Source organism: Paraburkholderia aromaticivorans, assembly GCF_012689525.1.
Lineage (GTDB): Bacteria > Pseudomonadota > Gammaproteobacteria > Burkholderiales > Burkholderiaceae > Paraburkholderia > Paraburkholderia aromaticivorans_A.
Genome location: NZ_CP051514.1, coordinates 248,997 through 267,100 on the forward strand (window position 1 = coordinate 248,997; position 18,104 = coordinate 267,100).

Annotated in this window: 18 protein-coding genes and 2 pseudogenes; 11 read left to right on the forward strand and 9 right to left on the reverse strand. The window is 60.9% G+C overall.

What is annotated here, in order from left to right; genetic code table 11:
- Positions 1-57: 57 nt before the first annotated feature.
- The 5 genes and pseudogenes from HF916_RS01110 to HF916_RS01130 form a co-directional block, all read left to right on the forward strand.
- Positions 58-177, forward strand: a pseudogene (locus tag HF916_RS01110) (tyrosine-type recombinase/integrase); the annotation flags it as partial.
- Positions 178-793: 616 nt separating this feature from the next.
- Positions 794-1,414, forward strand: coding sequence for a short chain dehydrogenase (locus HF916_RS01115; RefSeq protein WP_168788939.1), 621 nt, complete (start codon positions 794-796; stop codon positions 1,412-1,414).
- A gap of 1,097 nt (positions 1,415-2,511) precedes the next feature.
- Complete coding sequence (locus tag HF916_RS01120; RefSeq protein WP_168787502.1) at positions 2,512-3,084, forward strand: HU family DNA-binding protein; 573 nt, start codon at positions 2,512-2,514, stop codon at positions 3,082-3,084.
- 336 nt (positions 3,085-3,420) lie between these two features.
- Positions 3,421-3,651 carry a hypothetical protein gene (locus HF916_RS01125; RefSeq protein ID WP_168787503.1) on the forward strand — a complete coding sequence of 77 codons (231 nt, stop codon included), beginning with the start codon at positions 3,421-3,423 and terminating at the stop codon, positions 3,649-3,651.
- A gap of 40 nt (positions 3,652-3,691) precedes the next feature.
- A complete protein-coding gene (locus HF916_RS01130) occupies positions 3,692-4,615 on the forward strand; it encodes a LysR family transcriptional regulator (protein ID WP_168787504.1) in 924 nt (307 codons plus the stop codon).
- Positions 4,616-4,665: 50 nt separating this feature from the next.
- On the opposite strand, the pseudogene HF916_RS01135 reads toward HF916_RS01130, so the two are convergent.
- Positions 4,666-5,172, reverse strand: a pseudogene (locus tag HF916_RS01135) (FUSC family protein).
- A 79-nt stretch (positions 5,173-5,251) separates the two neighbouring features.
- Positions 5,252-5,680: an IS200/IS605 family transposase gene (tnpA, locus tag HF916_RS01145; RefSeq protein WP_168787507.1), complete on the reverse strand. Its 429-nt coding sequence runs from the start codon at positions 5,678-5,680 to the stop codon at positions 5,252-5,254.
- A gap of 69 nt (positions 5,681-5,749) precedes the next feature.
- Here tnpA (HF916_RS01145) and HF916_RS01150 point away from each other — a divergent pair, with 69 nt between their 5' ends.
- Positions 5,750-6,820, forward strand: coding sequence for an RNA-guided endonuclease InsQ/TnpB family protein (locus HF916_RS01150; protein ID WP_240975280.1), 1,071 nt, complete (start codon positions 5,750-5,752; stop codon positions 6,818-6,820).
- Positions 6,821-7,770: 950 nt separating this feature from the next.
- Positions 7,771-9,759, forward strand: coding sequence for an RNA polymerase sigma factor RpoD (gene rpoD, locus HF916_RS01155; protein ID WP_168787508.1), 1,989 nt, complete (start codon positions 7,771-7,773; stop codon positions 9,757-9,759).
- A gap of 362 nt (positions 9,760-10,121) precedes the next feature.
- On the opposite strand, the gene HF916_RS01160 is transcribed toward rpoD, so the two are convergent.
- A complete protein-coding gene (locus HF916_RS01160) occupies positions 10,122-11,327 on the reverse strand; it encodes an RNA-guided endonuclease InsQ/TnpB family protein (RefSeq protein ID WP_168787370.1) in 1,206 nt (401 codons plus the stop codon).
- Positions 11,328-11,350: 23 nt separating this feature from the next.
- On the opposite strand from HF916_RS01160, the gene tnpA (HF916_RS01165) reads away from it, so the two are divergent.
- Both tnpA (HF916_RS01165) and HF916_RS01170 read left to right on the forward strand, forming a co-directional pair.
- Positions 11,351-11,767 carry an IS200/IS605 family transposase gene (tnpA, locus tag HF916_RS01165; RefSeq protein WP_168788925.1) on the forward strand — a complete coding sequence of 139 codons (417 nt, stop codon included), beginning with the start codon at positions 11,351-11,353 and terminating at the stop codon, positions 11,765-11,767.
- Between the two features lie 625 nt (positions 11,768-12,392).
- Positions 12,393-12,665, forward strand: a complete 273-nt coding sequence (locus tag HF916_RS01170) for a DUF1488 family protein (protein WP_168787509.1) — start codon at positions 12,393-12,395, stop codon at positions 12,663-12,665.
- A gap of 76 nt (positions 12,666-12,741) precedes the next feature.
- Here the strand turns inward: HF916_RS01170 and HF916_RS01175 are convergent, their stop codons facing one another.
- Positions 12,742-13,920 carry a tyrosine-type recombinase/integrase gene (locus tag HF916_RS01175; protein WP_168787510.1) on the reverse strand — a complete coding sequence of 393 codons (1,179 nt, stop codon included), beginning with the start codon at positions 13,918-13,920 and terminating at the stop codon, positions 12,742-12,744.
- Positions 13,865-14,230, reverse strand: a complete 366-nt coding sequence (locus HF916_RS51815; RefSeq protein ID WP_431311403.1) for a hypothetical protein — start codon at positions 14,228-14,230, stop codon at positions 13,865-13,867. The genes HF916_RS01175 and HF916_RS51815 overlap by 56 nt, the downstream gene beginning before the upstream one ends.
- Between HF916_RS51815 and HF916_RS51820 the strand changes: the two genes are divergently transcribed.
- Positions 14,129-14,620 carry a hypothetical protein gene (locus HF916_RS51820; RefSeq protein ID WP_431311384.1) on the forward strand — a complete coding sequence of 164 codons (492 nt, stop codon included), beginning with the start codon at positions 14,129-14,131 and terminating at the stop codon, positions 14,618-14,620. The two genes, HF916_RS51815 and HF916_RS51820, sit on opposite strands and share 102 nt — an antisense overlap.
- Positions 14,571-14,942 (forward strand): hypothetical protein, encoded by a 372-nt coding sequence (locus tag HF916_RS51825; RefSeq protein ID WP_431311375.1) that lies wholly within the window; start codon positions 14,571-14,573, stop codon positions 14,940-14,942. Before HF916_RS51820 ends, HF916_RS51825 begins: the two co-directional genes overlap by 50 nt.
- Before the next feature lie 24 nt (positions 14,943-14,966).
- Here HF916_RS51825 and HF916_RS01185 read toward each other — a convergent pair whose 3' ends face one another.
- From HF916_RS01185 to msuE, 4 genes are all read right to left on the reverse strand, one after another.
- Positions 14,967-15,107, reverse strand: coding sequence for a hypothetical protein (locus tag HF916_RS01185; RefSeq protein ID WP_168787308.1), 141 nt, complete (start codon positions 15,105-15,107; stop codon positions 14,967-14,969).
- A 478-nt stretch (positions 15,108-15,585) separates the two neighbouring features.
- Positions 15,586-16,140, reverse strand: a complete 555-nt coding sequence (locus HF916_RS01200) for an AMP-binding protein (RefSeq protein ID WP_206001752.1) — start codon at positions 16,138-16,140, stop codon at positions 15,586-15,588.
- A 2-nt stretch (positions 16,141-16,142) separates the two neighbouring features.
- A complete protein-coding gene (gene sfnG, locus HF916_RS01205; protein WP_168787511.1) occupies positions 16,143-17,240 on the reverse strand; it encodes a dimethylsulfone monooxygenase SfnG in 1,098 nt (365 codons plus the stop codon).
- Between the two features lie 28 nt (positions 17,241-17,268).
- Entirely contained in the window at positions 17,269-17,850 is a 582-nt protein-coding gene (gene msuE, locus HF916_RS01210; protein ID WP_168787512.1) for an FMN reductase, read from the reverse strand.
- Positions 17,851-18,104 lie beyond the last annotated feature (254 nt).

The following is an 18,104-nucleotide window of genomic DNA, read 5'->3' on the forward strand; positions in this document are numbered from 1 at the left end:
ACACCTGACACCCGAGGACCCGCTCTCTTACGCGGGCTGTCGCTTCCCGCGGACTAGCAGATGGATCTGCGACTCCTGCGCGATAACCTCGGCCACGCGTCGCTCACTACGACCAGCCAGTATCTTTGCGTCGACCATGATCGGCGTCATCAGGAAGCCGAAGAGCCGCACGGCATCGCAGTGGTAACGCAGGACCCGGGTGGATGTGCGACGAATAAACGCGGACGCCCGTTCCACTCTACGCAGACCGGCGGCAAGGGGCACTCACGCCTGATGAGCAAAACGCCGATCGTGGGCCTGACCTGTTCACCCGGACGCAAACGGATCTTTCGCTCGGGACGGCGATAATACCGCACCTTCTGTTGGCAAATCCCTGGACCATGCGGCCGTAGTCAGCGTCTGCCGGCAACCAGAAATGCTCATTGCCTTTCGCGCTATCGCACAACAGACGTCATTGAGCCGACTGGACAGGCGGGATACGATCTCGCGTCTGCCTGGCGCAACATCAGGCGCCAGTTCAATAATGGTCATGCCTGCCGCATCGCCTGTGAGCGGCAACTTCAACCGTCGTTGTGCCAGGGGTCCTACCGCACAGGGCCCCCAAAAGCTGGCGTTCCACCCCACATTCGTCCTGCCTCATCACCCGCGACTTACCCCGGCGAAAAACGCTATGTCGTACTATGCTGGACTGGCATTCGACAGGGCTGCCGTTCGGGTATAGGTTTTTGGCCAGAGACCGATGCGGGACGACCTCGGCCATTCGCAAATTTTCGAACTGTTTCCGGAGCATGCCATGAGAGTGTTGATTGTCGGCTCCGCAGGATTACTTGGTCGCGAGATAGTGAAATTACTGTCTTCGAAACACGAAATCATCGAGGCCAGCAGGAAGAAAGCGAATCTCAAGGCAGACATTTCTGACAGGGCGTCGATTGTTGCGCTGTACAACATGGTGGGCACAGTTGACTCGGTAATCTGCGTAGCCCGTGACGACCGGTTCCCGCCACCCGGATCCTCGATGGATGACGATTTCAGCTACAGCGTTGCCAATAAGCTGATGGGCCAGGCGAACCTCGTGCGTTACGGTGTCGAACACATTTCGAAGGGCGGTTCTGTAACACTGACGGGCGGGACACTGGCGCAACGTCCAGAGATCGGGAACGCTGCCGCGAGCGTCAATGTGGAGGTCAGGGCATTCATCCGGTGCGCCGCGCTTAATTTGTTCGTGCGATCCGCCGCGCTCGAATTACATGGGCGGTTGCGTGTTAATGCCATCAGCCCCGGCTGGATGACTGAAACATGGACATTGATGGGCAAGGATCCTGCGGGCGGCATCTCCGCAGCGGAAGTTGCAAAGGCATACGAACGAAGCCTCATGGAAGACATGACGGGACAGGTCATTGTCGCGGGCCAATAATTCCCGTGCGGGCTGCGAATGCCCTTGGGCCAGGCTCGTAACGAACTTTCCTACGTTTCGCCGTTGACCGCCAAGGGCCAGATGATGAGCCCGCGTCGGCGAATCCACGTGCATGCCCCGCCTGCGGCGTTGCGTGTGGACGCTGATCTCAATGTTTTCAACGGTCGTCGTCGCACAGCCTCTGTCAATCGACCTGAAGATGCGATCCGGTACCCGGCAAACCACACCGGTCAACGGACCCGCCCCGTGTCACGGTTCGGCGTATTGAGGCCGGGGATGATCGCCGTAATTGGGCCAGTTTCAAGTTGAGTAAATCGCCGATTCGAATGGTGTCATGGATGCGTTTTTTTAGCCGTTTTCGCCAGGCGCGTCTGGGCGGGTTCTGTCATCGCCATAGGCGTCCGGAAGCTGTCGCTATCGAGCACGATGCGATAGGGGCCGTGCCCTAATCGGTCAACGACCATGCTGTCGCGGGCAACACGTCGACGTCGGCGCCGTCATCCAGCGTCGCAGATGCAGATGACACCGAGACGCTCTCGAACGCATCGACGCGACATATTCCGTTAAATAAGCGCCCCGCAAAATCGTCAAGCGGTCCGGCAAACTGGAGGCGGACTGTTGTTTGTCACGAGAGGTAAGCGCACGGGGACGCTGCTCATCTTGAGGTTTGTTCCATCTTGCTTTCGGAACGGCGGAGTGTTCGAAGCCTACGACCTCCTCCGTTGCTAAAGCGGAATGAGCGCAGGAAGCGTAAACCACGGATTTGACTTCATCCGCACTCGCGGGTGGGTCTCGTTTTGACAGGCGTCCAACTGAGGCGGCCCGGTGACCGCCATGGTTATGGTCAGAACTCGACGCCGGACTCGCAGGGAGGTTTAATACTCTCGCCCGTCGGGTTTAAAGCAGAAGAAGCGTCGCCGGTCATCGTTTTTGCGATACTTCGGCGCGAAACTCTTTGGTTTCGGGCCTTGGCCGTTGCAGATTCACATCCGTGTTGATACGCTGGCGCCGAACCCGAGGATTTGTGCCTTTGAATTAGTCGGCGACGGTGCAAAGGCGAAGGTCTTGGGCAACCTTTGATTTAACACGAGGAATGTATGGCAACAACAACCACGAAAAAAGCCGCTGCTCCGGCCGCGAAGAAAGCCGCTGCTCCGGCCGCGAAGAAAGCCGCTGCTCCGGCTGCGAAGAAAGCAACTGCTCCGGCTGCGAAGAAAGCAACTGCTCCGGCCGCGAAAAAAGCGGCAGTATCGGTTAAGAAAACGGTGACACCCGCCAGCAAGAAAGCCACTGCGCCGGTCGCAAAGAAAGCAGCAGTACCTGCGGTGAAGAAGTCTCTTGGAGCCGCTCCCCTGAAACCGATCAAGGATTCGTTCACGAAGGCATCGTTGACCATTCACCTGGCCGAGCGCTCAGGCGTGGAGCCGAAGGCGGCCAGGGCATTGATGGCGGCGCTTGAAGAAACGGTGCTGGCATCGATTCACAAGAAAGGCGCGAAGGAGTTCACGCTGCCGGGCCTGCTGAAGGTGATCGCGCAAGATGTGCCGGCCAGGAAGAAGCGCTTCGGCAAAGACCCGTTCACGGGTGAAGACAAGTGGTTTGCGGCCAAACCAGCTTCGGTGCGCCTCAAGGTGCGCCCGCTGAAGAAGTTGAAGGATGCCGCGCTGTAAGCGAAGGTATTCTGCATGATTACGTCCCTCGTGACGTAAGTCTGAGGGCCGTCCATTTTTGGCGATGGGCGTTCTCAAGGCGCCCGCGCTGCGTTTTGCAGAGCTTCCTGCACGTTGCACTGATTGCTCGCCCGGGCGCGATTCGCTGCATGGCACGCCACACTTGTGTTCGGGTCGCAATGACCGCCACCTGTGATGACCGCGCTGCGCACAAGGGAGATCGTGTCGACCGTCGGTTCGACCGCAAAGGGAAATGGCCTGCAAACGGATGTTTCCCGCCGGCTTACCCTTTGACTTGCCGATCGCCGATTAGAGCACCCAAGAGGACGAAACAATATGGCCCGACCCGAGATTGTCATCCGCGCGAAGGTCAAAGGCGCTGCAGCGATTTACCTGAATACACTTCGCGACGGCACGCGGGACCCGCTGGCTTTTGTCGATGGCCTCGAAAGCGGCATCACGCACTGCGCGCCATTCGACACCGCAACTCGAGCGCTGGCAATGGCCGTCTTGCATGTCAAATCGGCCAGCACTCATTTCGGGATCCCGCTTCGGGCCGCTCTCTGATCGGGCCAGGCGGTCGTGACCGTCTGAACTTGAGGGTTTTATGGACACACTGCAAAACATGCGGATGTTCGCACGGGTCGTCGAAGCCGGCAGCTTCACTGCGGCGGCCGAATCGTTCGATACGACGACCGGCGCCATGTCTCGCGCGGTATCGGATCTCGAAGCCCATCTGCGCACCCGCCTGCTGAACCGTTCGACGCGGCGTCTTGCACTCACACCCGCTGGTGAGCGATATCTGCAGCGCTGCCAGCAGATCCTTGCCGACGTCGGCAAGGCAGAGGAGGAGGCGAGCGGTGCGCATGAGCGCCCCGGCGGCACGTTGCGCTTGTTCAGCTTCGCGAGCATGGGCCAGCACTACCTGCTGCCGGCGATCGCCCGGTATCGAGCCCAGTGCCCGGACGTCACGGTCGAACTGACGATGTCACAGAGCGCGCCTGACCTGTTCGGAGGGGGCAGCGATGTTGCCGTCATTGGAGCTCCTTCGCTTTCTGACTCGGAGATGGTTTCTCACCTGCTCGGCTCGACGTGCAGCATCCTGTGCGCTTCGCCGCACTACGTGCGTTCACGGGGCGCCCCGGAGAAACCGGGCGATCTCGCGCAACATGAATGCCTGATATTGAACACGCCTGCATTTCCGCCGCACGAGTGGCTGCTCGAAGGCCCCGGCGGCAGCGAACTAATTTCGGTTCACGGCCCGCTGCAGGTGAATATCGCCGAGTCGCTGGTTGTCGCCATTCGCGAAGGCATGGGCATTGGCATGCTGCCGCTGTACGCCGCCGTCGACGGTCTGCGCAACGGCACGCTGGTCCGCGTGCTGCCCGCTCACACGTTGCAGAACATGAACATTTACGCGCTTTACCCTTCACGCAAATTCATCGATGCGAAGATAAGGACATGGGTCGACTTCCTGCGCACCTATCTGCCAGAAGTCATTGCACGCGACAAGGCTCTGCTTGCCGGCTGACCGGCGGTGAACGCCAGAGTTGCCTTCACCCCCGGAGATCGGCCTCGCGCTCAGCTCGCATAGAACGGTGCATCCCGATCAAGCAGCGCGGTGCGGATAAAGTGCAGATCGCCCAGAATCCGCCGCATCCGATGACGTCTTTCGCGATTCTGGTGCAGCGAATCGCGCAAAGACTGCGCCATCCGGATCGCGTTGTCGAGGGATGCCAGCGCCCGCGTGACTCTACCCGTGTCCGGGTATTCGAACTGGTCCGCCAGATCCTGCCTGACCGCATCGAGCGACGTGCGCCATCCCGGTTGCGATCGCTCCGGGTAGGGCGCGTCGAGCAGCTCGTTGCGAAGATCGATTGTCGAACGTCCGACTTCGAGGATAACGAGCATCTATCTCAACGCGCCGCGATGCTGTGCGGATCGTGACATCAGGAGCGTGCGCAACTGGAGCATCAGGTCGTGGGTGCTGGACTGGAAGCGCTGGTCGAGTCCGGAGAGCGCACCCTTACATGCGAGCACCATATTGCGCCGTAGATCGCGCTTGATCTTCTCGATCCGCCACGGCATCTGCGGCGGAAAAATCACCAGATGTGCGGGAAGCCCCGGAGTTTAGTCCGGGGGCGAGAGCACGGACGCCGCAGGCGTCCTACTGGGGCGCTCGCTGTTCCTCAATGTAGTGCCGGAGGATATCTATCGGCGCACCGCCGCACGATGACGCGAAATAGGACGGGGACCACAACACGCCCCGCCGCTTCAGCCACGGATGAAAGTCTCCAAACTGCTGTCGGAGCATACGCGATGACACGCCCTTCAGCGACGCGACGAGATTCGACAACGCCACCTTCGGCGGGTAGTTGACCAGCAGGTGTACGTGGTCGTGCTCGCCGCTGAATTCCACCAACTCGGCTTCGAAGTCCCGGCAGACGTTCGCCAGTATCAACTGCATGGCGTCCAGGTGCTCTTTCTTGAACACGTTCCGCCGATATTTGGTAACAAATACCAAGTGAACATGCAGCACAAAGACGCAATGCCGACCGTGCCGTAAATCGCTATCTGTCTTGCGTGGCCGCCCCATCCTTCCCTCTTGCGTAGTTTCTAAGACCAAGTGTACTATACAGGAATGGAAGCCACCAGGACACTGAAATTGCGAATCAGGGACAAGCACGCGAAGGCGATGCTTGCGATGGCTCGCGACGTGAATCAGGTCTGGAATTTCTGCAACGAGACCCAGTTCGGTAGCCTCAAGCGGTACTGCAATCGCCCGAAGGTCTGGTTGTCCGGCTTCGACCTGCAAAAGCTGACCAACGGCTTCAGCAAGTGCGAAGGCGTCTCCATCGGGTCGGCCACGCAGCAGCAGGTGTGCGAAGAATTCGCGACCCGGCTCAAGCAGTTCAAACGGCAGCGTCTCAACTGGCGCGTGAGCGACCGCAAGTCCCCCAAATACTCGCTGGGATGGGTTCCGTTCAAGGCCCGCGCGCTGACGTACAAGAACGGCCAGGTCCGCTTCAACGGCATTAACATCGGGCTGTGGGACTCATATGGCCTGTCGAAATACGAATTGAAGGCGGGCAGTTTCAACGAGGACTCGCGCGGGCGTTGGTATCTGAACGTGGCCGTCAAGGTACAGGTCGAAGAAAAGCGCGTACCGGATGGTGCGTCGGTGCTCGGCATCGACCTTGGCCTGAAGTCGCTCGCGACGTATTGCAGTGGCGAAAAATTCGAGCCGAAGCAGTGGTATCGCGAGTCGGAAGCGGCGCTGGGCATTGCGCAGCGTGCTCGCAAGAAGAAGCGCGTCAGGGTTATCCACGCCAAAGTCGCGAATCAGCGCAAGGACGCCATCCACAAGGAAACGTCGGCGCTTGTCAAAAAACATGCGGCAATCTTCGTGGGCAACGTGAACGCGAAAGCGCTGGCAAAAACGAGCATGGCCAAGTCCGTGCTCGATGCCGCGTGGACGACGTTCCGGACGCAACTCAAGTACAAAGCCATCAGGCAGTGCGTGGTGTTCGCAGAGGTCAACGAAGCGTTTTCAACCCAAACGTGCTCGTGCTGTGGCGTTAAGCCGCCCAGCAGTCCGAAAGGTAGGGCCGGACTTGGAATAAGGCAGTGGACGTGCAGCGATTGCGGAGCGGTACACGACCGCGACGCAAACGCCGCCCGGAATATTGCCCGCCTGGGACTTCAGGCGCTTGCAGAAGGAATCTCCGGGGTTTAGCCCGGAGAGGAAGTCAACCTCGCAGTTGGTAGCCAAACCCAAAGAGGCAACTAACGGTCCGGTGCCGATCCACCGCCCACAAGCTTCAACCCCGGTTTATAAAGAAGCAGCGGGCTCTGCATCCTGGTGCCCCAACCATTGCAGCGTCGAAGTCGGACGCCATCCGTTCCGTTAATTTGCCGTTAAGTAGGATCAAGTTAAAAGTCGCAGATGGAATTCACGAGGAATGGGTCATGGACGTTACTGAACCGGGCCCCGACGCTGGTGAGATTGCCGGACCAACACGACATCATATTCCGCCTGTCTGGCCGGCGTCGTGACGTCCCCTGTGCGATCTCACTGAGGCGTTCGAAGCGCATTCTCGCTGCCAGCAGATGCTGACCACGGCCGTGTGCTCAAGGCGTTTGCTGACGGAAGGCGCCGTTTTTGCCGTCGCTGAGCGAACGATCCATTTGCGACCGGATGAACCGGTCAGACTCCTGTCGACGATTTCATACTCAGTTTGCAGGTGTCGTCTCTCTGCGCACAGCGGAGCGGGCATTGGTTTTTGTGCCTCACAGGTCCAGCCGCGCTTACGCTGTCAAATGTGACCCCGCGTGCCGTGACCTGTGCACCGACGCCCGCCCGAACTGGTCGGCCGGGGTTCCGCCGGGTCGTAAGGGGCGCGAACAGGGCGACGAACTTCTGCCAAGCCCATTTCCGGCGGCAGGCATTCCGGAGGGCGAGAATCGCCAATTGGTGCGACGCAGCAATTTATGTTACAATTTCAGGTGGTTTTTTTGCGCTTTCTGCGCTGTTCCTACCGGCCTGTCCATGCAAGCAGGCCGCGTTCGTTGCCCGTTGAGATCCCGCAACTCGAGTCCGCCTGTGCCCGTGAATGTGCATGGCTCTCCGTCGTGCGGGTAGCCGCTGCTCTAGCGGTCGGCAGGCAAACCTGTCCAGGAGAATGTATGGCACGTTTTGATCGGGAAGACTCAAGGCAAGACACAGCCGTGTCCGCGCCGAAGGCCTCGGCTCGGCGCGCATCGAAGGCCGTGGCCGCCGCAGCCTTGCTGCGGATGGACGCAGTGTCCACGGTGTTGCAGGACGAACAGCGGCAGCGTCTGATGCGCGCACTCATCCAGTTGGGAAAGGAGCGCGGCTACCTGACTCACGCCGAAATCAACGATCATTTGCCGGACAACTTCGCGCAGACCGCTGCCATCGAAACGATTGTCAGCACCTTCAATGACATGGGCGTAGCGGTCTACGAGCAGGCGCCCGACGCGGAGACGCTGCTTCTGAACGGCGCTGCGCCGGCAGCCGTGTCGGACGACCAGGCCGACGAGGAAGCGGAAGTCGCGCTTTCCACGGTCGATTCTGAATTCGGGCGCACGACCGATCCCATGCGTATGTACATGCGGGAAATGGGGGGGACCGAATTGTTGACTCGCGCGGGCGAGGTCGAGATTGCAAAGCGCATTGAAGACGGCCTTCATGAAATGATCCAGGCGATTGCGGGCTGCCCGGCGACTGTCTTCACGGTCCTTGCGAGTGTGGAGCAGATCGACGCCGGTGAACTGCGCATCGATGAACTCGTCGACGGTCTTAATGACAACTCTGCAGCGGCCGAGCTGTCGGTGCCGGACCCTGCTGACACAGCCGACATCGATGCGGGCGCCGCCGACGGCGACGACGAGGACAGCCAGATCGAGGGGGATTCGGCGAAGGCGGACGAAGCGCGTCTGAAACAGCTTACGAGCGACAGCCTCGCTATATTCGCGCGAGTGCGCGTGTTGTTCGACCAGATTCCGCGTGCCGACGCCGCGCAAGGCAACGGCCAGGCGGCTTTCGCCCGCGTGCTTGAAATGATCCAGCGCGAACTGGCGCCCATTCGCTTCACGGCGCGAACCATCGATCGGCTGTGTGCCGACATGCAGCAACGGGTCGTGCAGGTGCGCGCGATCGAGCGGCGTATTCTACAGATAGCCGTTGACCGGTGCGGGATGCCGCGCGAGGAGTTCATCGAGTCGTTTCCGGGGCACGAAACCGATCCTGGCTGGACCAAACGCACGGCCGCGGCGTCGCGCCAGTACGGTGCCGCGCTCGAACGCAGTCTGCCTGCGATTCAGGCCGAACAGCAAAAGCTGATCGATATCGAAGCGAACGCGGTACTGCCGCTGCAACAGTTGAAGAAGATCAACCGGCAGATGATGGCAGCCGAGGCGAAAATGCGGCAGGCGAAGCACGAAATGATCGAGGCCAACCTGCGCCTTGTGATCGCCATCGCGAAGAAGCATATGAACCGAGGCCTGCATTTTCTGGATCTGATTCAGGAAGGCAATATCGGCTTGATGAAAGCCGTCGACAAATTCGAATATCGACGCGGCTGGAAGTTCTCGACCTACGCAACGTGGTGGGTGCGGCAGGCCGTCACGCGTTCGCTTGCAGATCAGGCCCGCACGATACGCGTGCCAGTACATATGATGGAGTCGATCAACAAGCTCAATCGGATTTCACGCGAGCTTTTGCAGCAGAACGGACACGAGGCTCAGCCCGCGGCGTTGGCGCAGCGCATGGAACTGTCAGAAGAGAAAGTTCGCAGCATGTTAAAGGTCGCGAGGCAACCCGTGTCGCTTGAGATGCCGGTGGGCGAGGACGCCGACGCGACGCTTGGCGACATGATTGAAGATCCGATGGCGGCATCGCCCGCGGACGCGGCCGTGCATGCGAACCTGCGCGCCGCAATCGATGACGCGCTGGATGCGCTGTCGCCACGCGAAGCGAAGGTGCTGCGGATGCGTTTTGGGATCGATACCGCGTCCGACCATACGCTCGAGGAGTTGGCCAAACAGTTTGACCTGTCGCGCGAACGGATCCGGCAGATCGAAAGCAAGGCGATGCAAAAACTGATGCACCCGAGCCGTGCCGACAAGCTACGGCAATTTCTCGACCATTGAGCCACAAACCGCGCTACGGCAAGTTGCATTGTCTCAACGTCGCTCGTCGGGGCGTCGCCGTTCTTCGCTCGGGTGGGTGGCGGACTCCGCGCTGGCAGAAGGCGCCTACCATTCCATGACGAACCTTGTTGCCGCGTATCACAGCGGAGGTGAGCTTTGCGGAAATACACCACAAGTCAGCCTCGCGGAGCTTGTGCATCGAGAACGGGAATGCCGCAAAGCTACGGAAACTCGCGCGCGCAGGCTAGTACCAGTTTCGATGGCGTAACGTTCACGACAGTTGACATCCTCCTCCCCCTCTCGCTGACGCTTGCCGGCCGAAGGCCGGGAAGGGGGAGGATTCTACTGCGCTACGTGATGCGCTACGTAGTCGCTTCGGCGGGTTCCTGCCACGACGCCCTTACCTCAGGCGAAGAATCAGCACAGGCTAACGAGCGCTGTCCGCGCTCTAAAATATTGATTGCACCGACCACGTCGGCGTGATTCCCGTATCCGCACGACACACACGCGAACCGGGCTTGAGTCTTCCGGTTCTCCCTCGCGACGTGTGCGCAGCACGGGCACGTGCGGCTCGTGTTGTGCGCCGGTACCGCGAGCAGCAGGCCGCCGGACCAGGCCGTCTTGTACTCGGGTTGGCGCCGGAATTCGCGCCAGCCCTGGTCGGGAATAGACTTATTGAGCCCGGCCTTTGCCCGGACCTTCTTGCCCGGCGCCTCAATGCTGCCCCTTGCCGACTTGCCCAGGTTGAGCACCTGCAGGTCTTCGATACATACGAGCGCGTGGTTTTTGCTGATCGTTGCAGAAGCTTTGTGCAGGAAGTCTTTGCGGGCGTTCGCGATGTCAGTGTGAATCTTCTGCACGCGGGCCTTCGTTTTCTTCCAGTTACGGCTGAATTTCTTCTTGCGCGCCATGTGCCGCTGGTACCTGGCGAGGCGCTGCTCGTGCTTCCTGAAGCTGTTGAGCGCGGCGACGTGCGAGCCATCGCTCAACGTGGCGAAGCGTGCGATTCCGACGTCTATGCCGATCGCGCTTGTGGCAGTCGGCAATGGTACGTCGACTTCGCGCTGCGTCTGGATGCTGGCGAACCACTTCCCGCCAGACTGGCTGACCGTGACATTGCGCACCTCGCCGAGCACGGACCGACTCTTGCGGTAGCGGATGTAGCCGAGCTTTGGCAGAAACAGACGGCTGTTGCCCTGCTCGAGTTTGACCTGTTTCGGGTCCGGGAACCGGAAGCTATCCCCGATGCCCTTGCGCTTGAAACGCGGAAAGGCTGCCCGCTTCTCGAAGAAATTCGTATAGGCGCGCTCGAGATCTTTTAGCGCCTGCTGCGATGGATGCGCGGGCGCATCGGCAAGCCAGGGCGTTTGCGCGCTGTTGCGCCACCCGGTGAGCAGCTTGCACAGGCCAGGATAGCCGAGCTTCTTCTCGCCGGCCGCATAGCGCTCCTGCTGCAACGCCAACGCCTTGTTATAGACGAACCGGCACGCGCCGGCGAAGCGGCGCATCTTGCGCGTCTGCTCGCCGGTGGGAATCAGTTCGAATTTGTAGGCTTGCAGGCGTTCCATGCGTGAAAGTAAACTATTGGTCCATGACTCCTGACCACGATATTCGACGCGGCCGCCACTGCGTATTCTTGATGCATGTCCATTTGGTCTTTGTGACAAAGTATAGGCGTGGCGTCTTCACGAAACAGATCCTGGACCATATGCGCGGACTCTTCGCGAGCGTGTGCACGGATTTTGAGGCGGAGCTCGTTGAGTTCGACGGCGAGGATGATCACGTACACCTGCTGGTGAACTATCCGCCCAAGGTATCGGTGTCCGCGTTGGTGAACAGCCTGAAAGGCGTTTCCAGTCGCGTGATACGCAAGAAAAACTACCCCAGCATCCGGCACAAACTGTGGGGCGGTGCGCTATGGTCGCCGTCCTACTTCGCCGGAAGCTGTGGCGGCGCGCCCATTGAGATCATCCGCCAGTACATTGAACAACAGCAAACGCCACACTAACGGCCGCAATGGACGCCTTCGGCGCCCGCGCTATCCTTCCTCGCCCTGGAAGGACGAGGCTTGCCGCGCTCCGGGTCAAAGGACTTGCCCGAATACGGTCGTCTGACGCCAGATTGTACCGCGGCCGGCAGACCAGCAACTTATCGCCTCCGGATCGACGTTCTACCGGGTACTGAAGGCCGAGAAGCAACTCGCGCCGCGCAGCAAACGGCCGGCCCACGCTCGGGGCAAACCACGTTGGGTTTGCCCCGAAGCGCGAACCGGTTGTATAACGGGGATACTCAATCAGGATTGTTTCGAACTCGGTACGATCTGACCCGAGCTGGAATTGGTCAGGCTGTCTTGGTGTTCACGTTTGTCCGCTGGCGCGAGGGCGAAACGGATAGCAGATCACCTTTGTCAAGGGTTCAAGGTACTCCGGGCGTGCAGCTACAGATCAACGACCATAGCTTTGCCACGCAAAGGTCGAACCGGCGCTGCAGGACGGGGCCGAGCATAACGCTCATCGCACCGTTCAAAAGGTCCTGCGTCACGCACGCGTTGCGTCTCCGCGGCGCAGGGTTCTGGTAAATTTTGGGAATTAGCGACATGCAGCGATGCTGCAGACAGATTCGATGAGATTTCCATGGACATTATTGATCTAGTGCCTGATGTGACGCCGGACCGGCGCGCGATCGTATTCCGTTTGCCCGGTCAGCGCGGCGATGTCGAATGCGCGATCACGCGCGAGGTGCTCGAAGCGCATTTCTGGTTACCGGCAGGCGCCGACGAGGCCCGCATGTCCAAAGCGTTTGCCGACGGACGGCAGCGTATTGTCGCGGTCGCAGAAAGGCAAATCCGGCTGCGGCCTGGTAAGCCAGTCCGGCTCACGATTGACGATTTTCTGGTCAAGCCCTGAGTCCATTGCTAGCTACCTTGCTGGAGAAGCGGAGCGGCGTGACCGCGGATCGTCGCAAATCGCTTATTGTGTTTTGTCACCACGCGATGCGGTGCTTATCGTCGGTCTCGCGATGGCGCCGGTCATCGTCGACATGCAGGTACTGGCTGGTGGTCGTGAGCGACGCATGTCCGAGATTGTCGCGCACGAGCCGCAGATCGACCTGCTGGTCCGCCATATGCGACCCTGCGCTGTGCCGCAGCCAGTGCGCTGAGGCCTGCTCAAGCTGAGCCGCGCGCTGCGCATGTTCGTCGCCGCGGGTTCGCAACGCGTGCGCTGCGCCGCTGAAGACCTCCTTGACGATGCGATGCAGCGCGGCACGCGTGAGCGGCTTGCGCGACTGGCCAATCGGTGGCACGAGGGGTGTATCTTTGTCCGGCCGCGGCAGCGCCGCCAGCCCACGCGCACGGCGGTACGCACCAAGCTCCGCCATCATGTCCGTAGTAGCCGGCACCAACCGCTCCTTGCCGCCTTTGCCGAGCACTTCAAGCCACCAGCGATCCTCGCCGTTCGCATCGCGCCGGCTGAAAAACCGACCCATGGTGTTCTCACCCACTTCGGTAATCCGCAGACCGCCCAGATAGAGCAGGGTGAAGAGCCAGCGCACGCGTGCGTGATGCTCGCGTTCGCGGTCAGTCTCCCTGGGCATCGCTTGGATCCACTTCTTGACCTCGAGCCAGAGCTCAGGCGACAGATAGCGGGTGATGCGCGGCTTCGCACGGCGCGCGCGCTGGCGCGACAGAGACAGGGGATTGCCGGCCAGATAGCCGGCCTGCACCAGCCACGCGAACATCACGTTGAGAATCACCATCGCCTGGCGCTGGCTGGTGGCGGAAAGCGGACCATAGAACGGCCGCCACAGGGGATCGCCGCGTGGGTGCTTGCGGCCGCCGCTGGCTGTCCAGCGCTCGCGCGGTTGTGGGTCGGCGAGGAAGTGCTGATAGACCAGCAGGTCCTCGTGGGTGAGCGAGGACAGTGGCCTGCCCGTCTGGAGTACGGACCACAGCAGCAGCCGTTCGGCTTCCTTGCGGTAATTGTCGAAAGTGGTTTTCGTATCGGTGAAGCGGGCGAGCCACGCGCGGATCGCGTCGAGATCATGGTTGGCGGCAATCTGGGCGATGCCGGCTGTCGCGCGATTTTTGCCCTCGCTGCCATCCAGATCAGGCGGTATGGTCAGGGCTTCGAGGGGCTGCGGAGGCAGCAGCAGGGCAGTCATAGGCGTCTTGGCGAAGAACCGGGGTCGCCGCGTTTTTGCAGCAGGGGTAGAAATGGGTCGGCTCATGAGTGGCGTCCTGTTCCCTGATACGGCGCTGGCCGCCGATATCGAGCGCCTGAAGGTTGAATTCCCCAAAACCCGCGAGCTGTATCGCGAGGTTTGCGCGCTGCTGTTCTTCCGCCATGGCATCACACCGACCGCCAACCGGCTGTACCAGCTCGTCAAGCGGGGCAGCATGGGCACGCCGACCGCCGTGCTCGGCGAGTTCTGGACGGAGCTGCGCGAGAAGAGCCGGGTACGCATCGACCATCCCGAACCTGCCCGCCGATCTCGGTGCGGCCGCCGGCGAACTGGTCGCGACCCTCTGGACGCGCGCGACCGCGTCGGCCGGAACGGCGCTCGATGCTCTGCGCGCCGAGGTCGAGGCGCAGCGGGCCGAATCGCAGCAGCTAGTGATCGCCGCCCGCGACGAACTGGGTCGCACCGAGACTGCACTCGAACAGCGCACCGCAGCGCTACTGGCCGCGCAGGTCGAGGTCCGGGAACTGGACAAGGCGCAGGCCGAAGGTCATGCGCAGCGCCAGGCGCTCGAGGGCGAACTGGCGCGCATCAGCGCGGCGCTGGCTGCGCGCGATTGCGAGCTCCAGGAGGTGAGGGAAGGGTTTTCGCGCGATCTGGAAAAGCATCGCGAAGCCGCTGAACGCGCCGAGGAGCGGCTCAGGGCGTCGGAAAAGCGTGCGCTGCTGGAGATCGACCGCGAGCGCAGTACCGCAACGAGGCTGCAGAAGGAGCTGGACGAAACCGCGCGTCGTGCAGAGAGCAAGGACGCCGACCACCGCCGTGCATCGGAAAGCGTGCAGGCGCAACTGGGCGATGTGCGTCATCAGGCGGGCGTGCTGCAGGGGACACTGGACGTGGCTCAGACGGAGAACCTGCGATTGCACGCGGAAATGATGACGCTGCGGGAGGCGCCATTGTGCGCCGGAAGGCCGGGCCTCGCCAGCTTCGGCTGGCGTCCGTAAGACACCACGGCCGACCCGCTCCGCTCACACCGTGCCGACCGCCAAAGCCGCAACGCCGCGCAAAAAAACGGTATAAATGCAGTGTGACTTGCCGCTGACGGAATGGCTTGCATGGCTGATATCTACCTGCTCACTGGACTGACGCTTCCACAAGGCGTCGCGCATGAGTGCCTGCCGGGGGACCGTGACGCTCTTCGCGTCGGCTTGCTAGCCGGGCATGAGCCGTACGCAGATGCTTGCCCGCGCGAAACGTCGGGGTCTGCGCCTGTCGTTCCGCGCAACGGCGCGGTGTCCGCCCGGCGCATCCGGGGTGTTCGAGCTGCGCTTCGACGATGGGGCCGTCAAATGCCTGATGCTGGCGCGGCTACAACGCGTTGGGAACGGCAGTGGTGGAGAGCGACACGCCCCTGCCGCGCGATCCCGGCAGACCATGTGCCGCTTCAAGTCGGCGCGTCACCTGCAACGTTTCGCTTCGGTCCACGATCAGGTAGCCAATCCGTTCACGCATTGCCGTTACCACACTGACGCATAGCAAAAGCGGGCGCTACGCACCCAGGCCTTCAAGGCTTGGGAAAGCGTAACGAGCGCGCTCCGATGCTGGAGCGTCTTGCCGAATAGGTTAGCTATCCTCACATGCGACGTGTTACGTCGCACGCAGGCTAACAAGTTGACAATACCTGCCGACGAGTTGCAGGGCTTCCCGTACCAGCGTCGCATGGCAGGAACGTTGGGCTACGAGCTGCCCATTCGCATCGAGATGCACGAAGGCGAATGCGTCGTCGTGGGGGCCTGTGGCGGAGGCGAAGCCGCCTTCGGGCTGGGGCGGCAGTGCGCGATGGTCGGTCACGGCGGGATGCGGAGGGCGGGTCAGATTACGCGGGTTGGCGTCGATCACACGCAATCCTTCGTCGACGATTTGCGGGTCGAGTGGTATTGCCACGCCGCCGTTCCACTGCGCCGCGAGCGACAGTAGCAGTGTTTCCTCACGCGGATGACTGACAAGCAGCAGGGCGTCGCCCGCCGTAAAACCGCGTTGTGCGAGACCTGCGGCCAATTGCTTGACCGCCGTGATCACCCGGTGCCACGACAACGCGCGCCATGCGCCCAGCCGCTTGTGACGCAACGCGATGGCATGCGGCCGGCGCTGCGCCTGATGGCGCAGCCAGCCCGGTAGCGTCGACGGCTGAGCGTATGCCAAGATCAGGCAGCCTCAGCCTGCTGCTTGCGTTCGAGCTCGCGCACCAACGGCAAGACCCGTTTGCCGAAGTACTCCACCTCTTCGATGAAATGGAGGAAGCCAGTCAGCACGAGATCCACGCCTACCGATTTCAATTCGACGATGCGCTCAGCAATCTGCTGCGGCGTACCGATCAGGTTGGTGCGAAAACCGTCGTTGTATTGCACGAGGTCTTCGAAACTCGATTTGGCCCAGTTGCCTTCGCCTTCGGGCGAAGCATTTCCGGCCTGTTTGACGGCATCACCGAAGGCATGCACGGCTTCGACGTGCGCGTGCTTGATGATGTCGGCGAGAACCGCTTTAGCCTCTTCTTCTGTATCGCGGGCGATCACGAAGGCGTTCACGCCAATGCGTACCTTGTGATTGTTCTTTGCCGCTTTGGCCTGAATATCGTCGATCTGTCCTTTCAGATTCTCCGGCGTATTGCCGTTGGTGAAGTACCAGTCGGATACGCTGGCAGCGTTGTCGCGTGCGGCGCGTGAACTGCCGCCCTGGAAGATTTCCGGATGCGGCTTTTGTACGGGCTTGGGACTCAGCGTGTAATCGTTGAAGCGGTAGAAGTCCCCCTTGAAGGTGAAGTTGTCCTGCGTCCAGATTCCCTTGAGCGCCTGAATGAATTCATTCGAGCGGCGATAGCGTTCGTCGTGTTCGAGCCACGGTTCGCCGAGCGCGGTGAATTCGCTTTTGAACCAGCCGCTCACCACGTTGATCGCAATGCGGCCATTCGAAATATGGTCGATCGTGGCCAGTTGTTTGGCGACGACAGCGGGGTGCCACGGACCTGGCAGAATCGCGGCCAGCACCTTAAGTTTCGTCGTCGCGTGCAACAGCGCCTGACTGAAAGATACCGATTCGTGCTGATATTCCGCACCGTATCCGGCGGTGAAGCGGATCTGGCTCAGCGCGTATTCGAAACCCGCCTGCTCCGCGGTTTGTGCGAGTTTCTGGTTGTACTCGAGACTCCAGTCCGTGCGCTGCTCGATCGTGCTGACGACCAGGCCGCCGCTGACGTTGGGCACCCAGTAGGCGAACTTGACTGCGTCGTCGTGAGAATGGCTCATGATGTTCCTGATGATTGAATGGTGGGGTCTATGCAGCCAGAGTTGCGGCTTGCGGGAAAGAAGCTGGGATGCGTCCGGCGTGCAGCCATGGAAGGGTGCGAGTGACCGCCAGTGCAATGCGCTCTTCCAGTGCCGGATTCGAGATCGCATAGCCGCTGAAATCCGCTTCAGATGCGTAGACGCCGATCGGCAGCGTGCGTGCCTGAAAGAAGCTGAACAGCGGACGCAGTTGATGATCGATGACCAGCGCGTGACGATCGCTGCCGCCTGTTGCAGCTAGCAGAACCGGCACATCGAACAGTGCCTCATGATGCACGAGATCGAACAGGTGCTTGAAGAGCCCCGTGTACGACGCACGGTAGACCGGACTCGCCACCACCAGCAGGTCGGCCGATTCAATGGCCTTGATGTGTGCTTCTACGTCAGCAGGGACCTGCGCGCGATGAACCGCGCCTGCGAGACCCGATGCGATTTCGCCGAGTTCGACAAGATGCACGTCGATCGGCTGCGAATCGCCCAGTACGGCGAGCAGGCGTTCGACCACGACAAGCGTGCGTGACGGTCGTTGCAGTCCGCCGGAGACGGCGACCACCCTTAATTTTTTGCTCATCAGAACGGTCCTTTCAATGGAAAGCGAGATAATCTGAAATACACCTTTGTTAGCGAATGCCATGCCATCCGTTTCAACGCGGCCGAGCCGGACTTGCGGAAGCGCGTGGACGGCGCTATATGGCGCGCACGTCAAGCTGCATATCTGTTGCCGGCCCTTTCTGGCTCGCATATCGCGGAGGCGTGCCACTATCGCGGATCTGCGTATGAAGCTGGCGCAGCAACCCGTCCGCAACACTGCCGCTGGAGAAGCGC

Bases quoted from the DNA above. Each gene is read 5' to 3' on its own strand.
- rpoD (WP_168787508.1), top strand. From the start codon at position 7,771: ATGGCACGTTTTGATCGGGAAGACTCAAGGCAAGACACAGCCGTGTCC.
- HF916_RS01170 (WP_168787509.1), top strand. From the start codon at position 12,393: ATGGACATTATTGATCTAGTGCCTGATGTGACGCCGGACCGGCGCGCG.
- HF916_RS01115 (WP_168788939.1), top strand. From the start codon at position 794: ATGAGAGTGTTGATTGTCGGCTCCGCAGGATTACTTGGTCGCGAGATA.
- tnpA (WP_168788925.1), top strand. From the start codon at position 11,351: ATGACTCCTGACCACGATATTCGACGCGGCCGCCACTGCGTATTCTTG.
- msuE (WP_168787512.1), bottom strand. From the start codon at position 17,850: ATGAGCAAAAAATTAAGGGTGGTCGCCGTCTCCGGCGGACTGCAACGA.
- sfnG (WP_168787511.1), bottom strand. From the start codon at position 17,240: ATGAGCCATTCTCACGACGACGCAGTCAAGTTCGCCTACTGGGTGCCC.
- tnpA (WP_168787507.1), bottom strand. From the start codon at position 5,680: ATGGGGCGGCCACGCAAGACAGATAGCGATTTACGGCACGGTCGGCAT.
- HF916_RS01175 (WP_168787510.1), bottom strand. From the start codon at position 13,920: ATGACTGCCCTGCTGCTGCCTCCGCAGCCCCTCGAAGCCCTGACCATA.
- HF916_RS01125 (WP_168787503.1), top strand. From the start codon at position 3,421: ATGGCCCGACCCGAGATTGTCATCCGCGCGAAGGTCAAAGGCGCTGCA.
- HF916_RS01120 (WP_168787502.1), top strand. From the start codon at position 2,512: ATGGCAACAACAACCACGAAAAAAGCCGCTGCTCCGGCCGCGAAGAAA.
- HF916_RS01160 (WP_168787370.1), bottom strand. From the start codon at position 11,327: ATGGAACGCCTGCAAGCCTACAAATTCGAACTGATTCCCACCGGCGAG.
- HF916_RS01130 (WP_168787504.1), top strand. From the start codon at position 3,692: ATGGACACACTGCAAAACATGCGGATGTTCGCACGGGTCGTCGAAGCC.
- HF916_RS01185 (WP_168787308.1), bottom strand. From the start codon at position 15,107: ATGCGCGACGCCTTGTGGAAGCGTCAGTCCAGTGAGCAGGTAGATATC.
- HF916_RS51815 (WP_431311403.1), bottom strand. From the start codon at position 14,230: ATGGTCGATGCGTACCCGGCTCTTCTCGCGCAGCTCCGTCCAGAACTC.